Raw genomic sequence first — 18,176 nt, forward strand, 5'->3', positions numbered from 1 at the left:
TAAAAAATGAATTTAGCAGGAAAAAATGCATTAATAACAGGTGGAGGTAGAGGTCTCGGCAAAGCTGTAGCCCTTGCCCTTGCAAAAGAAGGAGTAAATATCGGTATCACTGGTAGAAATGAAGCTAATTTGAAACAAGTAGCTGAAGAAATCAGAGCCCTTGGTGTAAAATCAGAGTATATTAGTTTTGATGTAAGCAATAGTACTGAAGTGGAGAGAGGAATTTCTGCAATTGTAGATAAGCTGGGTGGGATTGATATACTCATTAACAATGCAGGCATAGGAGAGTTTGGAAGTTTTGAAGAAATGCCTTCTGATACTTGGAAACAAATTATAGAGACCAATCTCTTTGGTGTATATTATGTAACGAAAGCGGTTCTTCCTTTCTTAAAAGCAAAATCTGAAGGAGATATTGTAAATGTAGCTTCTACAGCAGGGCTAAAAGGAGGTGCTAATATGTCTGCCTACGGAGCATCCAAAGCTGCTGTTATCTCTCTTTCTCAATCGCTAATGGCAGAGCTTCGGAAGTTTAATATCAGGGTATTTACCCTTACGCCAAGTACTATAGCATCGGATATGAGTATTAATACAGGGCTTACGGATGGTAATCCAGAGAAAGTACTACAGTCAGAAGACTTCGCAGAATGGGTGAGAGATATCTTAAAAATGAACCGACGCGCAATGATTGCCAATGGTTCTATTTTCTCCACCAATCCATAAAATAAAAGAGGCAAAAGCCTCTTTTGTTTTTATTCTCTAAGTGCTTGCCTTGCAAAGGTTAGAATTTAAAAGTATTTTCAGGGAGAACTCTATTGATGTCTATTTTATTGAGGATAATCACATATTCGGTATTTTGTTTTGGGTTTGAGCCTTCGATTCTAAAGGCAAAACTCAGGGTACCAACTTTCTTATAATCGGAATAAATGATGGTCTCCTCCTTTTTTATTTCCCTTAGGAGCATATAAGTTTCAGCATCGAAAAAATAGAGGGTTTTATTTACATTTTTGATGAGCTCAACCTTGTGGCAGAGAGTATTCCCGAGTTTTTCCTTACCAAGATATTTTGCCGTAAAGCCTTTATTTTCCCAGTCTATAAAGTCGTTATCAAAATTTTCTGGTGTATAGTTTGGGTAGTCTTGGAGTTTGTTGGTTGCATAGTTCATTGCGTAGCCTTTCTTGCCATCAAACCCTTCAATAGGAGTTTCTTTTTTGTTAATAACGATACTCGTTTTGGTGAGATTAGGTCTTTGCTGATAGATTTTTATAGGGTATTCATCTTTAATACCAAGACTTACTTTTCCAGATAATATCACGGAATTGAGGAGCTTCCACTGGGTAAGTCCACCCGAGAGTTCTATATTTTTATCAATAATTTCCTTTGCCGTTTGTGCGTATAATAGGACAGATGAAATAGCAAGCAGGAAAGTAACAATAATATTCTTCATTAATAGAATTTTGGAGGTCCAAAAATAGTTTATTTTGATGAATTGATCATCGTTCTTGCCTTTTGAAGGTCTTCGGGAGTATCTATCCCTACACCGATGAAGTCGGTTTCAATCATTTTTATTTTCATTCCGTGCTCGAGGTACCGTATGGCTTCTATTTTTTCCCATTTTTCAAGAGGAGACATTTCCAAACTGCTAAATTTCAATAAGGCTTCTTTTCGGAAAGCATAAACCCCAATGTGCTTATAGTAGCTTACGGGTAATGATTTCTCTCTGTGATAAGGAATGGCTGAGCGGCTGAAATACATTGCAAAATCGTTTAAATCGGTAATGACTTTTACATTATTGGGGTTTTGTATTTCTTCATCTTCATTGATTTTTATCTTTAATGAAGCCAATGAAATCTCTTTTTTCAGGTCTTGGTAGAAGACTTCAATCAGTTTTTTTAGAGGTTCGGTTTTCAGGAAGGGTTCATCGCCTTGTACATTGACTATAATATCGCAATCTATATTCTCAGCGGCTTCTGCTATGCGGTCGCTTCCTGTTTCGTGTTGCCCAGTCATCACCGCTTTACCACCGATATTTTTTATTTCATCAAATATCAATAGAGAATCTGTTGCTACGAATACATCATCAAAGAGTCCTGTATCTACCACATTCTGATAAGTAGTTGCGATGACGGTTTTCTCTCCCAGCATTTGCATTAGTTTCGCTGGGAAGCGGCTTGCCTCGTATCGGGCAGGGATTACGGCTATTATTTTCATTCTTTAATGGATATTTAGGAGATAAAAAAAGGATAATAGATTTTCATTATCCTTTTTTCTATGAGCAAAATTTTTGATTTATAAGTTCATCGCGGGAGCTAAAAGGCTTTCCATTCTGGATTTTACCTGTGCTACGCTACCATTGTAATTATTAATCATCAATGAGAAGGCAAGCGTTTTTCCAGAATTTGTTTTGAGGTAGCCTGCTAAGGTTTTCACTCGGTTGAGCGTTCCTGTTTTTGCAAAGACCTGACCATAACCAGCGCCTGAAAACGACCTTTTAAGCGTCCCTGATTGTCCTCCGATAGGTAACGACTCAAAGTAATCCTTAAAATAAGGCTCTTTCATCAGCTTCGTTAGGAATTTCACTTGGGAAATGGGTGTTACAGCATTGCTTCGTGAGAGGCCACTGCCATCAAAGTAAGTTAAACCTTCCATATCAAAACCATTATCTTGGAGGTGATTTCTTACAGCTTCTCTACCCGCTTCTAAAGTCTGATTTCCATATTTCTGGAAACCACAAGTACGGAGGAGCGCTTCTGCAAGGGCATTATCACTCCTTTGGTTGGTATCATAAACTATATCTTTTAGCAGTGGAGATTTATAAGCCGTAATCAAATTTCTCTTCTCTGGCTCTTTATCGATCATTTTTGGGCTTACTTTTCCCGTTACCCCAATCCCTGTTTTAACGAGTGTCGTTCTAAGATTATTGGCGAGATAAGCGGGGGCTTCTGCTATTTTTGAAGTTACGATATCACCATTAAACTCGCTACTAAAAGACATTTTCCCAGTAAAAGGAGATACATAGAAGTACCTTTTTTCACTGTTGTTAAACCAACTTTTACCTTTAGCTACGGATTGTTCTTTTTGCGGATCCACATCGGCAGTAGCACCAGCGGGAAGGTAATAATTCCCGTGCTCTATCCAAACGATTCCTTCGGGTAAAATATCTCTTTTATTGTCTTTGAATACTGCAGTTTGGATGATAATATCTCCATTAATTTTTCTTATTCCTTTTTCGGAGATTGCCCGTTTAAATTCACTAACCAATGCACTATACCTCAATGCACCTGCTTTGCCCGTCCCAAGCGATGGGTCTCCACTTCCTACGATGTAAAGGTTACCATTCAGCACTCCATTATCATCGATTTCACCAGAATATTCCAGCTGGGTAGTCCATTTAAATTTAGTTCCGAGGAGTGCTACTGCAGCTTCTGTGGTGAGCAGTTTTGTTGTAGATGCAGGGATGAGCGGCATAGTTTCGTTGTACGAGTTAATGATATTCCCCGTCTTTGGGTCGTAGATTACAAATCCCCAGTTGGCATCTTTCAGCACGGGGTCGCACAGCATATTATTCACCCCAAAATCTACCAATTGCTTTGGAGATAGTCTGCTAATAAAAGCATCTTCTATCCTTTCTGAAAAGAAATTTCCAGCATTGGGGATGGTAAGAGACTGCGTTTGCCCGAAAGCCATCGTAGCTGTGATGATGGATAATCCCGCATATAAATTTTTAAATCTCATCATATCAATAAGTTTTTGAAGATTAAAACAAAATCCAACCACTTCCTTTTGTGGTATTATCGGATAAAGAACAAGCAAAAATAGCTAAATATTGTATAGAAGGTGGGTAGCAAGCTAATAAATTACACTTAAATATTGTTAAACACTGTTAATTTCAAGCCTCTTCACCCAACAAAATACCCATCTGAGCCCTCCTTTTTATTGTTCAGCGGAGCGGTGAGCTTTCTTCGTGCCTTCGTACATTTCGTATTGTAGGAATCGGGTTTCGAGCTTGCCGTTAAAGAGCTTAATCTTCCTTGAAGGTCGTAAGCCGATTTTTTTCACCGCTTCCAAGTCCGAACTAATAAGCCACGCGAGCGTATTGGGATACTTATTCTTAAATGTATCACCTATTTTCTTGTAGAAGTCGTCTTGTTTTATGCTGATTCGCTCATCATACGGAGGATTGAAGACAATAAGCAGTGGGAAAACTTCCTTTTTACTCTCGAAGAAGTTTTGTTTTCGCACTTCTATTACATCTTCCATTTCTGCGTTTTCTATATTTTTTTTGGCGTGGGAGAGCATTTTCGGGTCTATATCATAACCGATGATTTTCCCGCTAAATTCTTTTATCCGAGCTATTCGGAATTCTTTTATTTTTTTAAAGAGCTCGGCATCGTAATTCCTCCAATTCTGGAAGGCAAATCCCTTCCTAAAAATCTGTGCTGGCAGTTCCATTGCCATCATTGCGGCTTCTATCAGGAGGGTTCCGCTCCCGCACATTGGGTCTAGGAAATTTCCTTTTCCGTCCCAGCCCGCTAGGTGGAGCATTCCTGCGGCGAGAATTTCATTCAGTGGCGCCTCGCCCTGCTCTCTTCTGTATCCCCGCTTATACAATGGCTCGCCGGAGGAGTCAAGCGAGATGGTAACCAAGTCCCTATCGATATGAAGGTTGAGTTTAATCTCTGGATTTTGAGTGCTAATGTTTGGCCGTTTATGATATTTTTTCTCGAAGAAATCCACAATTGCGTCTTTCATTTTCAGCGTCATAAATCTCGAATGCCTAAACCGCTCCGAATGCACCGTAGCATCTATTGCAAATATTTGGCTTAGCTTCAGATACTCATCCCAAGGGAATTTTAGTAATTTTTGGTAGAATTTATCTTCATTAAATGCCCGAAACTCAAAAATCGGTACCAGGATTTTCATCGCCAATCGCGAAGAGTAGTTGATTTTGTAAAGGAAACCTAAATCGCCCTCACAAGTAACCGCGCGGGTTTTTATTTCCACATTTTTCCCCCCGAGTTTTTTCACCTCCTCTGCAAGGGCTTCTTCCAATCCGAAAAGCGTTTTTATCTGGATTTGTAGGTCTTCTGTCTTCATTTCGGTTTATATTTTTCGCTGTTCCTTGTACGAACATTTGTTTTTCATTGGGCAAAAATAACTAATTTCGTGCTATGGAATGGTTTGAATCGTGGTTCGACACACCGTATTACCACATCCTCTACAGCAATAGAGACTATACAGAAGCAGAAATTTTCATCAAAAAACTAATGAATATTCTCCAACTTCCGAAGGGGGATAAAGTCATCGATTTGGCTTGTGGGAAAGGTAGGCACTCAATCTTCCTCAGCAAAATGGGATATCAAGTTCTGGGGCTGGATCTTTCGCAGCAGAGCATCGCGCATAATAAGCGCTTCGAGAGCCCTTCGCTGCACTTCCAAGTGCACGATATGAGGTGTGCCCTCCCTACCTCTGATGCCGATGCCGTCCTCAACCTCTTCACCAGCTTTGGGTATTTCCAAACAGAGGAGGAGGACTTGAGCGTCTTTACTTCTGTGCATCAAGGGCTAAAAACTGGCGGTGTTTTCATTTTAGATTACTTAAACAAAGGTTTCGTAGAGCAGGATTTTAAAGAAAATTCTACCGAAAAAAGGGGCGGAATCCTCTTCCACATCCATAAAAAAATCGAGGATCATTATGTAGTGAAGACGATTAATTTCTCCGATGCTGGGCAAGATTTTGAATTTACCGAGCGAGTAAAGCTCCACACGCCAGAGCAAATAAACCAATACGCCAAATCTACTGGTTTTGAAAGGATAAAAGTCTGGGGAGATTATCACCTTAATGAATTTAATCAGCATTCCTCCCCCCGATGTATCAATTACTTCGTAAAAAAATAAACAATCAGACTACTAAAATATAGTCTTTGTTTTAACAATTAAACAAAGGAAAGTCTGCTTGGAAATTTAAGTTTTTCATTTTGTGATTCTAGAATGTTCACTCTTGGGTTTAATTATGAACTATTCCAATAATATTTTTATCAAATAAAATCTCTGTATATAAGGTACAGAGATTTTATTTTCTAATTGAAATCGGGTTTACAAATTCTCAAGGGTTTCTCTAAAACTTGCAAAACCACCGCCGTTGTAGCCATTCTTTAGTCCTTGGCTTTGGAGGTATTCCAGCGCTTTGGTGCTCCTCCCGCCACTTTTGCAGATTATAATGGTATTGGTCTCGTTATCCTTGCTCAGGATTTCATCTTTACGGCTTTCTACCTCACCGAGAGGGATGTTTTCTGCCCCTTCTACGCTGCCGTCCATTTCCAATTCTAATGGCTCGCGAACATCGATTACACGGTAATTTCCCGATTTCAAAATTTCTACTAATGACATATTATTTTTATTTAAAATTTAATTCGGGTAAAGATACATATTATTTTTTACTTAAAAATGGAGATTCAAAATGCATATTCTACAAAAAAATTGACAAACGATATTTTAATATAGTATATTTGCAGGCTAAATTTTAAACCGTAATTTAAAAAGATGAAGACATCAGACTTTAATTTCCATCTGCCTGCTGAACTATTGGCAGAACACCCTTCCACCCACAGAGACGATGCACGATTAATGGTGCTCAACAGAAGAAACCAAACTATAGAGCATAAACTCTTTAAAGATGTTATAGACTATTTTGATGAAAATGACCTTTTCATCTTTAATAATACAAAAGTGTTCCCCGCAAGGCTCTATGGAAATAAGGAAAAAACAGGAGCTAAAATAGAAGTATTCCTCCTCAGGGAGCTCGACAAAGAAAATCGTATTTGGGATGTACTGGTAGACCCTGCAAGGAAAATCAGAATAGGGAATAAACTCTTCTTTACCGAAGATGAATCCTTAGTAGCCGAGGTAATAGATAATACCACATCAAGAGGGAGAACCCTCAGATTCTTATATGAAGGCTCACACGAGGAATTTCGTGCAAAGCTCACTGAACTTGGAGAAACGCCACTCCCTAAATACATTAAAAGAGCCGTAGAGCCAGAAGATGCTGAGAGATATCAAACCATCTATGCGAAATACGAAGGCGCAGTAGCAGCACCTACCGCAGGTTTGCACTTTTCTAAACACCTGATGAAACGAATGGAGATTAAGGGAATTAACTTCGCAGAGGTTACGCTCCACGTAGGTTTGGGAACTTTTAATCCCATAGAAGTGGAGGACCTTTCCAAGCACAAAATGGAGAGTGAAGAGGCGATGATAGATGCTGAAAACGCTGCTATTATCAATAAAGCAGTAGACGAAAACAGAAAAATCTGTGCTGTGGGTACTACTACGATGAGAACTTTGGAGTCTTCAGTATCATCTAATAGAAAGGTGAGTCCATACCACGGCTGGACGAATAAATTCATCTATCCACCATATGATTTCGGCGTTGCTACTTCTATGATTACGAATTTCCACACGCCTAAATCTACCCTTATAATGATGATTGCGGCTTTTGCTGGTAAAGATTTCGTAATGCACGCCTACGAGGAAGCCATTAGAGAGAAATATAAATTCTACTCCTACGGAGATGCAATGCTGATTATATAATATCGGAACTCAATGATAAGAAAAGATACAGACTTAGCGCTGTATCTTTTTTGTTTTAATAGGGCTTTAATAGTTCATTGTACTAATGTACCTCCTCTCGCATTATCACTAAGTGCTCCCCACGCCAGTGGGTGCCTCGCCGGCTACGGCGTTAGGAGATTTTTCCCCATTTTTGTTGTCTTCTGAAGTTCTTTGCGAGGAAATCTTTCATTATTTTATGCTGAGGCAGGGAGAGGAGGGGGTCTGAGATTAGGATTTTATCTACGACGGTTTTAGAGGTTTTAATGATTTTAGCATCGGTTACGAGGTTGAGTTTCTTGAAATCTACCACACCACTTTGCTGAGTACCGAGAATATCGCCTGGACCACGAAGCTGCATATCTACTTCGGATATTTTGAAGCCATCGTTGGTTTCGCACATTGTTTTGATTCGTTTTCGTCCATCGGGTGAGAGTTTATCGGAAGTCATCAGTATGCAGAAGCTCTGCTCGGCACCTCTACCGACTCTCCCTCTTAGCTGGTGGAGCTGAGAGAGCCCAAATCGTTCGGCATTTTCTATAATCATCACTGAGGCATTGGGTACATTTACACCGACTTCTATTACGGTAGTGGCAACCATTATTTGCGCATCTCCCGAAGCGAAATACTGCATATTTTCGTCTTTTTCGGTGGGCTTCATCTTTCCGTGAACCATCGTTACATTATAGTCCTTAAAGAATTCTGCTACCTGCTCGTAGCCTGCCATCAGGTTTTTATAGTCTAATGTTTCGGACTCCTCAATCAGTGGATATACGAAATATATTTGTCTGCCTTTTTGTATTTCTCCCTTTGCGAAGTTGAATACCGAAAGCCTGTCTGCCTCCCTTCTATGAGCGGTGATAATGGGCTTTCTACCTACTGGGAGCTCATCTATAACGGATACATCGAGGTCTGAATAGAAACTCATTGCGAGCGTTCTTGGGATGGGGGTTGCCGTCATTACCAGAATGTGAGGAGGCGGGTTGTTTTTTGCCCATAGCCTTGCCCGCTGTGCTACGCCAAATCTGTGCTGCTCATCTATAATTGCCAGCCCTAGGTTTTTAAACTGTACAGGGTCTTCCAGTACAGCGTGCGTACCGATGAGTATGGATAGCTCGCCAGATTGCAGTTCTTCGTGTATTTCTCTTCGCTCTGCAGTTTTTGTAGAGCCCGTGAGGAGTTTTACCTTTATTTCTGTATCTTTTAACAGGTCTGAAATCCCATTGAAATGCTGTTGTGCGAGGATTTCCGTAGGTGCCATTAGCACGGCTTGGAAGCCATTATCAATCGCTATAAGCATAGAGAGCAGGGAGACCATCGTCTTGCCAGAGCCTACATCGCCTTGCAGGAGCCTGTTCATTTGTATTGGCTTTTTCATATCACTGCGGATTTCCTTTAAGACTTTTTTCTGTGCATTGGTAAGCTCAAAAGGAAGGTGATTCTGGTAGAAATCATTGAAGTAATCTCCTACAATTGGAAAAGGATTCCCCACTGCTGATATATGATGTCTCTGCTTTTTTAGGGCATAGCTGAGCTGAAAGAAAAAGGCTTCTTCAAACTTCAATCGGTTCTCGGCATTGTTGAAATGCTCGATATCCTTAGGGAAATGAATATTGAGATAAGTGAGCTGGCGAGGCATCAGATTGAGGGCTTTCATCAGCTCATTGGGTAGGTTCTCTTGTATGAGGTTAGGGATTTCTTGGCAAATGCTCCTGAGTACTGTCTGGAAAAACTTTTGGTTAAGTCCGCGTTTTGTGAGCTTCTCCGAGCTTGGATAAATCGGTCGTAGGCGATTTTCTCCCTCATCTTTCCCGATGGGTTCTATCTCTGGGTGAGGCATAGAAAAGTGCTGATTAAAGACATTCACTCGACCAAAGATATACAACTCCCTATGCTGAGGAATCTGCTCCTTTAACCAATTAGAATATTGGAACCATACTAAGTCCATAGCTCCTGTTTCGTCTATAAACTGTGCGGTTAGCCGTTTGGTTTTTCCTGTTTTCACCTCTTGGAGGTGGGTTATTTTCCCTTTCAGCCGTATTTCGAGGGTGTTGTTTTCAGTCAGCTCTCGGATTTTATAGATTTTACTTTTATCCACATAGCGAATGGGGTAGAAGTTAAGTAAATCCTCCACCGTTTCTATGCCCAGTACCGATTTTATGAGCTTTGCTCTCTCGCTACCGATACCTTTTAAAAATTCTATCCGAGTGTCTAATGCTATCATCCCAGCAAAATTGAGCGCCGAATTTCGGAAAAAATATCCAAATGGGTAGCACAGCTTCCAGCTGAGGGATCTATCCACTCGCGTGGGGATCCTTTATTTTTAAGTTCATCATCTGCGAGGTGCGTGAGGGGATTTGTGGCAAGAGTTTTAAAAGAAAAATCCTTCGCTTAAAACCTCAAGCCTACTGCTTATCACTTATAAGTTGCAAAGCGAATAAAAAAAACATACTTTTGGGGCTATGATTGTAGCAAAGAATATCCATAAATTCTACGGAGATTTAGAGGTACTGAAAGGCGTAGATATACATATAAAAGAAGGAGAAGTGGTCTCCATAGTAGGGGAGTCGGGAGCGGGGAAATCTACTCTTTTGCAGATTCTTGGGACATTAGACCTGCCGAGCAATCCTCAGCTGTATGGTACTGAGATTAGCATTGCCGAGCAATCTTTCCTCACGATGAAAGATAAGGAACTCTCCAAATTCAGAAATAAAAATATAGGCTTTGTTTTTCAGTTTCATCAGCTCTTGCCAGAATTTACGGCACTGGAAAATGTAGTCTTACCGATTAGAATCTCTGGCAACAAGTGGAATGATTATATCGATAAAGCCCTTACTCTGTTTGAAGATTTGAAAATTATAGACAGGCTCCACCATAAGCCAAATCAGCTCTCAGGAGGGGAAGCACAGAGGGTTGCCGTAGCCCGTGCACTTATTAATTCTCCAAAAATTATCTTTGCCGACGAGCCTACGGGAAACCTCGACTCTAAAAATGCCGATGACCTGCATCATCTGTTCTTTGATTTGAGGGATAAATACAATCAGACCTTCGTCATTGTAACCCATAATAAAGAACTTGCAGAGATTACCGACAGGAAGCTGGTGATGAAGGATGGGCTTATCATTTAAAGTGAAAGAAATACTGTATATTTGTAATTAAATTTTTAAAATAAGATGTTGACGAAAGCAAAAATTCAGGACTTCCTGAAAGAAATAGAAGTAGATGATCTTGTGCATAACATACAGATTATGGGTGATGATGTGTATATTGATATGACAGCGCACTCCCCAGCAATGCACGAAAAGAAAAAGTTAGAAGTAGCAATGAAGCAGGCCTTCACTGCAGAATTTGGAGAGAATATCAACCTTAAACTGAAAATCAATTCCCCTGAGCCATCAGAAGTTCAGAAGAATCAGATTAAAGGAAAAGAAATTCCAGGTATTAAGAATATCATTGCCATAGCTTCAGGAAAAGGAGGCGTAGGTAAATCTACCGTAGCAGCAAACCTTGCTGTAACTTTGGCTAAGATGGGCTTCCAAGTAGGACTGTTGGATGCCGATATCTACGGTCCCTCTATCCCTACAATGTTTGATACTGTAGGAGAAAAACCTTTCTCGGTAAATGTAAATGGTAAAAATCTGATGCAACCATTGGAAAACTATGGTGTAAAAATACTCTCTATTGGATATTTTTCTGGTTCTAACCAAGCTGTAGTGTGGAGAGGACCAATGGCATCCAAAGCACTTCAGCAACTTATCCGTGATGCTAATTGGGGTGAGCTGGATTTCCTCCTTATAGACCTGCCACCAGGTACGGGAGATATTCACCTGTCCATCGTTCAGGAAGTGCCGGTTACAGGAGCGGTTATCGTGAGCACTCCACAGCATGTAGCCCTTGCAGATGTGAAGAAAGGTATCGCTATGTTTACAATGGAGAGCATCAATATCCCTGTATTGGGGCTTATAGAGAATATGTCTTACTTCACTCCTGAGGAGCTTCCGAATAATAAATACTATATTTTTGGTAAGGAAGGAGCTCAGAACCTAGCCAGAGATTTAAATATTCCAGTGCTTGGAGAGATTCCTCTTATTCAGAGTGTGAGAGAGTCGGGAGATGTGGGCAGACCTGCAGCATTACAAGAAGGAACATTGGTAGCAAATATCTATAAGGAAACTGCACAGAATATGGTGGAAAGCCTTGTAGAGAGAAATACCAATCTACCACCTACCGAAGCGGTAAAGATTACCACTATGGCAGGTTGCTCTACTAAAAAATAATTTTGTAAAATTGCAAATTCAAACAATAATTTTATGAGAAAAGAGAAAGACCTTGAGGAACACGAAGAAACGGTAACGAGAGTCCTCGAAGCATTGGAAAGTATCCGTCCATTCTTACATAAAGATGGTGGGGATATAGAACTGATAGATGTAGTAGACGATAAGGTCTATGTAAGGCTTCTCGGGAACTGCAACGGTTGCCCTGTGAGTTTCTCTACTATGAAGCTCGGTGTAGAGACCACCATTAAGCAAATGGCACCAGAGATAAATGAAGTTCTAAGTGTAGAAGGATAGACACAGAAAAAGCGAACTCTGAGAAGTTCGCTTTTTTGTATCAATCTGAACAAAGGGAAATAAAAAATGGCAAGCTACCTAAATCACACCGCTACGACCGATTACCTTTGCTGCGTTCCCACCCTGGAGGATTCTCAGGAGCTGGTTGTTTAGGACTTGCCGGTGCAAATATAAATCAAAAATTCAAAAAACAAAATCAAAAATTATAAACTCACTAATAAAGATCGTATTTAGACTATGACAAAGAATGTTTACACTATTGGTTTTTTGATATTTATTATCATCATAGCCGTATTCTTTATTACCAATATTTTTTTCAGAGATATTCATTATTATAATACAAGTGTTTTGCTCAATGCTTTCTTTGTGCCTTTCATTTGTGCAGTGGGGGCGTACCTCTCTGTAACGGCTTACAGCAGGTATAAGAAAGTTTTATCTTTCAAGGAGGCTTTCGGTAGGGCATTTATGCCGATGTTTGTAGCAGGTGTCCTCTCCTTATCCTTTATCTATACCTACATTAGCTATATAGATACAGACACGAAGGATTTGCTTAATCATCAATATATAGAGAGCTATAAGCAATCTCTCGAAGATGAATACCAAAAAGCCAAAGAAATCATTAAACCAGATACCGATGAAATGAAAGATTTGGAGGAAAAATATGCAGAAGGAAAGCTGAGAATAGAAGCGAAAGAGAATAAGAAAGAAGATATGTTTTCCTTTGAGTACTTTGTTTATATTTTTGGAGGCTTTAATCTGTTTTTCATTATTCTATCGGTGTTTTTCGGGAGTTTTTTCAGGAGTAAAAAAGATGAAAAAATTTTACATCATTCTTTTGCTCTGCGCGACGGGGAGAAGTAATTTTACATCAGGTTAAAAACTGTGTAACGAAGTTTAATAAATAAAAAAATCAATAAATCATCAAGATGAGAATACACAAAATTGCATTAACTCTATTGTTTTCGGGGAGTTTATTATTTGCACAACAAAAATTAACGATGAATGAAGCCATACTTGGGCTTCGCTCAAATCTTAGGGTAGAGAATTACTGGTATCCTGCGTGGATAAAGAATTCTAACAGCCTTACTTATTTCAAAAATGGGGAGTATCTGCTCACCAATGCAGAGACTCAAAAGACCGAAACTCTACTTACATTAAATGATATTAATACTCATCTGCCCAAGCAGGAGCAGCTGAGCTACTTACCTTTGGTGGTGTTTAATACCGCAGATTCTGGCTATTTCAAGAATGAGAATACTTATTATAAAATTAAGAGAAATAATGCTCAGTGGTCGGTGGAGAAATGGCTTGAAGTCCCTGCCGATGCACAGAATGAAGAGGTTGTTTTGGATAAATCTATGGTCGTTTACACCGTAAAGAACAATCTCTACTACAAAACAGAAAGGGGAGAGGTGGCTATTACCTCAGATAAGGAGGAGAATATCGTAAATGGTTCTGCCGTTCATAGAAATGAATTTGGCATAGATAAAGGGATTTTTATTTCGCCAGATAAAACCAAAATCGCCTTTTACAGAATGGATCAAACGATGGTGGAAGATTATCCTGTCATTGACTGGTCGGTGGTAGCGGCTAAGAATCAAAATATAAAATACCCTATGGCTGGGCGAACTTCTCATCAGGTAGTCTTGGGAGTGTATGATATCCCTACGGGAAAGACGGTTTATATGAATACAGAAGGTGATAAGGAGCAATATCTAACCGTTATTTCGTGGCAACCAAACTCTAAGAATGTGTTTATCGGGGTGCTCAATAGAAAGCAAAACCACCTGAAGATGAACCTCTACAATGCAGATAATGGTCAATTCATTAAAACCCTCTTTGAAGAGAAATCCGATAAGTATGTAGAGCCACAGCAGCCTCTTGTTTTTCTTCCGAATTCGGAGAAAGATTTCATCTGGCAAAGCCAGAGAACGGGCTATAATCACCTCTTCCATTATAATGTAGATAAAGGCCTCGTAAGGCAAGTTACCAAAGGCGACTGGTTGGTAACCGATCTCCTCGGTTTTAATGCTAAGAAAAAGGAAATCTACTTTATTTCTACTAAGGAAACTCCACTTGACAGGCATTTGTATAAGGTAAACTGGTCTTCTGGTAAGGTAGAAAAGCTCAATAAAGAGGCGGGCACGCATTACGGTGTGCTTTCAGACAATGGAGATTATCTTTTTGACTCTTATTCTAATGAAGAAGTCCCAAGGAAAATAGATATTATAGAGACTCAAAAGAAATCAAATACCAATTTACTTACAGCGAGCAATCCTCTCACAGGCTACACTCAGGCGGAAGTGAAAAACATCACACTAAAAGCAGAAGATGGCACCCCTCTTTATGCCAAGCTGATGCTCCCTAAGGACTTTGATGCCACTAAAAAATACCCTGTTATTGTCTATCTCTACAATGGACCTCACGCACAGCTCATCACCAATTCATTCCCTAAGTCTGGAAACCTGTGGTATGACTATCTCACGCAGAAGGGTTATATTGTATTCTCTATGGATGGTAGAGGTTCCTCAAACAGAGGGCTGAAATTTGAGCAGGCAGTATATAAAAACTTGGGAGAAACCGAGATGAAAGACCAGCTCAAAGGAGTAGAGTATCTCAAAACGCTCCCTTATGTAGATGCCAGCAGAATGGGCGTACACGGCTGGAGCTTCGGTGGGTTTATGACTACCAGCCTGATGCTAAAACACCCCGATGTATTTAAAGTAGGAGTAGCAGGAGGCCCCGTAATGGACTGGAATATGTACGAAATAATGTACACCGAGAGGTATATGGCTTCTCCGCAGGATAATCCAGAGGGGTACAAACAATCCAACCTCCTTGATAAGGTAGAGAACCTGAAAGGAAAACTCCTCTTAATACACGGTGCACAGGATGATGTAGTCGTTTGGCAGCATTCCATCAACTTCCTGAAATCTGCAGTAGATAGAAATGTGCAGCTTGATTACTTCGTCTATCCAGGGCACGCACACAATGTGATGGGGAGAGACAGGGTACACCTGATGCAGAAAATCACCGATTATTTTGACTTGTATCTAAAGCCCGAAAAAGACAACTAATCCCTAAGGAAGATAGCCAGTGTGCTATCTTCTTTTTTTATAATGATAATAAATATTTGCCTCAGCCCATCCCCATACCTCCTTTTTTTGGTAGCAAAATCTATTTAATTAAATTTGCCCACTTAAATATTATGGAAACAGCAACATACAAAACAGCAGCATATCATACTCTCGGGTGCAAACTCAACTTTGCAGAGACCTCAACCATCGCTCGCCAGCTAAAAGGTGCGGGCTATAATAAGGTAGAATTTGATGAAAAGGCAGATGTCTATGTCATCAATACCTGCTCGGTAACTGATAATGCAGATAAAGAATGCAGATTCCACATCAAACGGGCAATGAAGGCAAATCCTCAAGGGCTCGTAGTGGTCATCGGGTGCTATGCACAGCTAAAACCAGATGAGATTGCCAGTATAGACGGCGTAGATTTAGTTCTCGGAGCTAAGGAAAAGTTCAATGTCCTCAGCTATTTGGAAGATTTAGAGAAAACCAGCAACAATGGAGTAGTGCATTCCTGCGAAGTAGGGGAGGCAAACTCATTTATCGGCAGTTTCTCGGTAGGCGAAAGAACCAGAGCCTTCCTAAAAGTGCAAGACGGCTGCGATTACAAATGTACCTACTGCACCATCCCTATGGCGAGGGGGATTTCCCGCTCGGATACGATAGAGAATATCATTAAAAATGCTACCCAAATCTCCCAACGAGGCATTAAGGAAATCGTACTCACAGGCGTGAATATCGGGGATTATGGCAAGGGTGAGTTCGGCAATAAAAGGCACGAGCATACCTTCCTTGACCTTATTAAGGAGCTCGACAAAGTAGAGGGCATAGAGAGGATTCGTATCTCTTCCATAGAGCCCAATCTCCTTAAAGATGATGCCATAGAGCTCGTATCCCACAGCAGGAGTTTCGTACCGCACTTCCACATCCCGCTTCAGAGTGGTAGCGATACCATCCTTAAAAAAATGAAGCGCCGATATCTTACAAAACTCTATACCGACCGCATCTCTAAAATCAAGGAAACCATCCCGCACTGCGCCATCGGTGTAGATGTCATCGTGGGATTCCCAGGGGAGACCGAAGAGCATTTCCTCGAGACCTACCGCTACCTTAACCAGCTCCCGATTTCCTACCTCCATGTCTTCACCTATTCCGAAAGGGATAATACCGAAGCTGTAGAAATGGAAGGCACCGTTCCCATAGCCGAAAGGAAAAGGCGAAATAAAATGCTAAGAATACTCTCCGAAAAGAAAAAGCGGGAGTTCTACGAGTCTCAGCTCGGCAGTACGCTCCCTGTTCTTTGGGAGGATGAGAATAAAAATGGGCTGATGTTTGGCTTTACCGAAAACTATGTACGCGTACAAAAACCCTACGATGAAGCCTCCTGCAACACCATAGAATTCCTCACCTTAGACAAAATACAACCCGACGGTACGGTATCCGTTAAGTCAGCATAAAGTCAAAACTTTCTCTTGAATTTGGGAAAGTTTTTTTTTCCTAAAAAAGCTAATAAAGTACAGCAAGTATAAGCTGTTCAGGCAATTTTTATAATGATTTGTCGTTAGTTTTCAAAATAAAAAAATGACAACGATTAAAAGAGTAGCTTTGGCTATAGGTCTTGTGGCAATGAGTTTTGTTAGTGCACAGAGTGCTGATATGAGAAATATCTTAAAATTAGGTTTAAATTCAGGGGCATCATTACCTTCCAATAACTCTTCATTTGTTATGGGAATAGATGCGAGCTATCAGAATATTTCTGTCGCTGGAATTGGCTGGGGCTTTGCTACAGGCTATATTCACCACTTTGGTAAGGAGAATAACGGGATAGATAATAATGATTTTGGGGTGATTCCTGCTGCATTATTATTCAGATTCTATCCTAAGCAGTTGGGCTTTTACCTCGGTGGAGACCTTGGTTATGGCTTCATTACAGGAAATGATAAAGTTGCTAAAAATAATGAAATAGAGAGACCAAAGGGAGGGATTTATTTCAAACCAGAAATAGGTTTCCATAATAGGGACTGGAACTTAGGAATCCATTATCAGAAAGTTTTTATTGCGAATAAAGGCAAGATTGGAGAACAAAAATACAGTGCAGCTAACTTTGGTGTAACGCTTTCTTATAACATCCCTTTGGGTAAATAAAACAAATAAATAAGACAATCTGCCATATATTATGACAATCCCAGATACTTTATTAGAGCAGACTTATGCATATCTTCAGCAATTTCTCACGGAGGAAAGACTGAGGAAGATTGAGCACTTCTCTGCTCAGAGCTCAGATTTTGTACTCCCTGTGATGGAGGATGTTTATCAGTTTAGAAATGCGGCAGCTATTGTGCGAAGCTCGGAGGCTTGTGGCTTTCATAAGATTGTGGCACTGCAAAAGCATAATGTCTTTAACCCTAATCTGGAAGTTACTAAAGGAGCAGATACTTGGGTAGAGGTGGAAAAACTCCCTGCACGGATAGAATCATTGAAAGAAATCAGGCAGAGGGGGTATAAAATTGTAGCCGTTTCTCCAGAGAAAAATGCGACCCTCCTCCCAAACTTTAGGATTGATGAGCCAATTGCTTTAACTTTCGGTACCGAGTGGGAGGGGATTTCGGAAGAGATATTGGACTTTGCCGATGAGACGCTGATGATTCCGATGTATGGCTTTACGCAGAGTTTTAATGTATCAGTGGCAGCAGCGATTTGCTTATATGAACTTAAACAAAAGCTAGTGAAAACGCAGACGCCTCATCTCTTAAACGATGAAAAACGGCTGAGGCTGAAGATACGATGGGCAGTAAACTCCATCCGCAGCGGGGGAGAGATATTAGAGAGGTATCTTTGTGCAGGAGGCTTATAGCGATTAGCTTTTGGCTTTTGGTAATTAGCTAAGTGCCTGCCGTGCTACGGCTAAGTCCGTCAGCTGG

Annotated in this window: 17 protein-coding genes and 1 other RNA gene; 11 read left to right on the forward strand and 7 right to left on the reverse strand. The window is 40.4% G+C overall.

Annotated elements, in window-relative coordinates; translation table 11 throughout:
- Positions 1 to 6 precede the first annotated feature (6 nt).
- Positions 7 to 720: a 3-ketoacyl-ACP reductase gene (locus DBX24_RS08480; RefSeq protein ID WP_160224581.1), complete on the forward strand. Its 714-nt coding sequence runs from the start codon at positions 7 to 9 to the stop codon at positions 718 to 720.
- Between the two features lie 58 nt (positions 721 to 778).
- On the opposite strand, the gene DBX24_RS08485 is transcribed toward DBX24_RS08480, so the two are convergent.
- The 4 genes from DBX24_RS08485 to DBX24_RS08500 form a co-directional block, all read right to left on the reverse strand.
- On the reverse strand, positions 779 to 1,444 hold the full coding sequence (locus DBX24_RS08485) for a LolA-like protein (RefSeq protein ID WP_160224582.1): 666 nt from the start codon (positions 1,442 to 1,444) through the stop codon (positions 779 to 781).
- A gap of 29 nt (positions 1,445 to 1,473) precedes the next feature.
- Positions 1,474 to 2,208 carry a 3-deoxy-manno-octulosonate cytidylyltransferase gene (gene kdsB, locus DBX24_RS08490; protein WP_160224583.1) on the reverse strand — a complete coding sequence of 245 codons (735 nt, stop codon included), beginning with the start codon at positions 2,206 to 2,208 and terminating at the stop codon, positions 1,474 to 1,476.
- 78 nt (positions 2,209 to 2,286) lie between these two features.
- Positions 2,287 to 3,732, reverse strand: coding sequence for a D-alanyl-D-alanine carboxypeptidase/D-alanyl-D-alanine endopeptidase (gene dacB / locus DBX24_RS08495; RefSeq protein WP_374210829.1), 1,446 nt, complete (start codon positions 3,730 to 3,732; stop codon positions 2,287 to 2,289).
- A 198-nt stretch (positions 3,733 to 3,930) separates the two neighbouring features.
- Positions 3,931 to 5,094, reverse strand: a complete 1,164-nt coding sequence (locus tag DBX24_RS08500; RefSeq protein ID WP_160224585.1) for a THUMP domain-containing class I SAM-dependent RNA methyltransferase — start codon at positions 5,092 to 5,094, stop codon at positions 3,931 to 3,933.
- A 74-nt stretch (positions 5,095 to 5,168) separates the two neighbouring features.
- Between DBX24_RS08500 and DBX24_RS08505 the strand changes: the two genes are divergently transcribed.
- Positions 5,169 to 5,894, forward strand: coding sequence for a class I SAM-dependent DNA methyltransferase (locus DBX24_RS08505; RefSeq protein ID WP_160224586.1), 726 nt, complete (start codon positions 5,169 to 5,171; stop codon positions 5,892 to 5,894).
- Between the two features lie 198 nt (positions 5,895 to 6,092).
- Here DBX24_RS08505 and DBX24_RS08510 read toward each other — a convergent pair whose 3' ends face one another.
- The gene (locus DBX24_RS08510; RefSeq protein WP_120489053.1) at positions 6,093 to 6,386 is read right to left on the reverse strand and encodes a rhodanese-like domain-containing protein; all 294 of its coding nucleotides are present in this window, start codon (positions 6,384 to 6,386) and stop codon (positions 6,093 to 6,095) included.
- Between the two features lie 153 nt (positions 6,387 to 6,539).
- On the opposite strand from DBX24_RS08510, the gene queA reads away from it, so the two are divergent.
- Positions 6,540 to 7,589 carry a tRNA preQ1(34) S-adenosylmethionine ribosyltransferase-isomerase QueA gene (queA, locus tag DBX24_RS08515; RefSeq protein WP_160224587.1) on the forward strand — a complete coding sequence of 350 codons (1,050 nt, stop codon included), beginning with the start codon at positions 6,540 to 6,542 and terminating at the stop codon, positions 7,587 to 7,589.
- Positions 7,590 to 7,740: 151 nt separating this feature from the next.
- Here the strand turns inward: queA and recG are convergent, their stop codons facing one another.
- The gene (gene recG / locus DBX24_RS08520; protein ID WP_120489703.1) at positions 7,741 to 9,828 is read right to left on the reverse strand and encodes an ATP-dependent DNA helicase RecG; all 2,088 of its coding nucleotides are present in this window, start codon (positions 9,826 to 9,828) and stop codon (positions 7,741 to 7,743) included.
- A 241-nt stretch (positions 9,829 to 10,069) separates the two neighbouring features.
- On the opposite strand from recG, the gene DBX24_RS08525 reads away from it, so the two are divergent.
- Genes DBX24_RS08525 through DBX24_RS08535 form a run of 3 tightly spaced genes read left to right on the forward strand, consistent with a single transcriptional unit; the run spans position 10,070 to position 12,178 of the window.
- Entirely contained in the window at positions 10,070 to 10,735 is a 666-nt protein-coding gene (locus tag DBX24_RS08525) for an ABC transporter ATP-binding protein (RefSeq protein WP_120489051.1), read from the forward strand.
- 45 nt (positions 10,736 to 10,780) lie between these two features.
- Positions 10,781 to 11,884, forward strand: a complete 1,104-nt coding sequence (locus DBX24_RS08530) for an Mrp/NBP35 family ATP-binding protein (protein WP_160224588.1) — start codon at positions 10,781 to 10,783, stop codon at positions 11,882 to 11,884.
- A 33-nt stretch (positions 11,885 to 11,917) separates the two neighbouring features.
- Complete coding sequence (locus DBX24_RS08535) at positions 11,918 to 12,178, forward strand: NifU family protein (RefSeq protein ID WP_120489049.1); 261 nt, start codon at positions 11,918 to 11,920, stop codon at positions 12,176 to 12,178.
- Positions 12,179 to 12,242: 64 nt separating this feature from the next.
- On the opposite strand, the gene ffs is transcribed toward DBX24_RS08535, so the two are convergent.
- Positions 12,243 to 12,340: signal recognition particle sRNA small type (gene ffs, locus DBX24_RS08540), an RNA gene on the reverse strand.
- 75 nt (positions 12,341 to 12,415) lie between these two features.
- On the opposite strand from ffs, the gene DBX24_RS08545 reads away from it, so the two are divergent.
- The 5 genes from DBX24_RS08545 to DBX24_RS08565 all read left to right on the forward strand — a co-directional run bounded on the left by DBX24_RS08545 (position 12,416) and on the right by DBX24_RS08565 (position 18,109).
- A complete protein-coding gene (locus tag DBX24_RS08545; protein ID WP_120489048.1) occupies positions 12,416 to 13,039 on the forward strand; it encodes a DUF4199 domain-containing protein in 624 nt (207 codons plus the stop codon).
- A gap of 65 nt (positions 13,040 to 13,104) precedes the next feature.
- Positions 13,105 to 15,255 (forward strand): S9 family peptidase, encoded by a 2,151-nt coding sequence (locus DBX24_RS08550; protein WP_160224589.1) that lies wholly within the window; start codon positions 13,105 to 13,107, stop codon positions 15,253 to 15,255.
- A gap of 131 nt (positions 15,256 to 15,386) precedes the next feature.
- A complete protein-coding gene (mtaB, locus tag DBX24_RS08555; protein ID WP_160224590.1) occupies positions 15,387 to 16,712 on the forward strand; it encodes a tRNA (N(6)-L-threonylcarbamoyladenosine(37)-C(2))-methylthiotransferase MtaB in 1,326 nt (441 codons plus the stop codon).
- Between the two features lie 124 nt (positions 16,713 to 16,836).
- Positions 16,837 to 17,400, forward strand: a complete 564-nt coding sequence (locus tag DBX24_RS08560; protein WP_160224591.1) for a hypothetical protein — start codon at positions 16,837 to 16,839, stop codon at positions 17,398 to 17,400.
- Between the two features lie 31 nt (positions 17,401 to 17,431).
- Positions 17,432 to 18,109: a TrmH family RNA methyltransferase gene (locus DBX24_RS08565; protein WP_160224592.1), complete on the forward strand. Its 678-nt coding sequence runs from the start codon at positions 17,432 to 17,434 to the stop codon at positions 18,107 to 18,109.
- Positions 18,110 to 18,176: the final 67 nt, after the last annotated feature.

The sequence above is a fragment of the Bergeyella cardium genome (assembly GCF_009914665.1).
GTDB classification, from domain to species: Bacteria; Bacteroidota; Bacteroidia; order Flavobacteriales; family Weeksellaceae; genus Bergeyella_A; species Bergeyella_A cardium.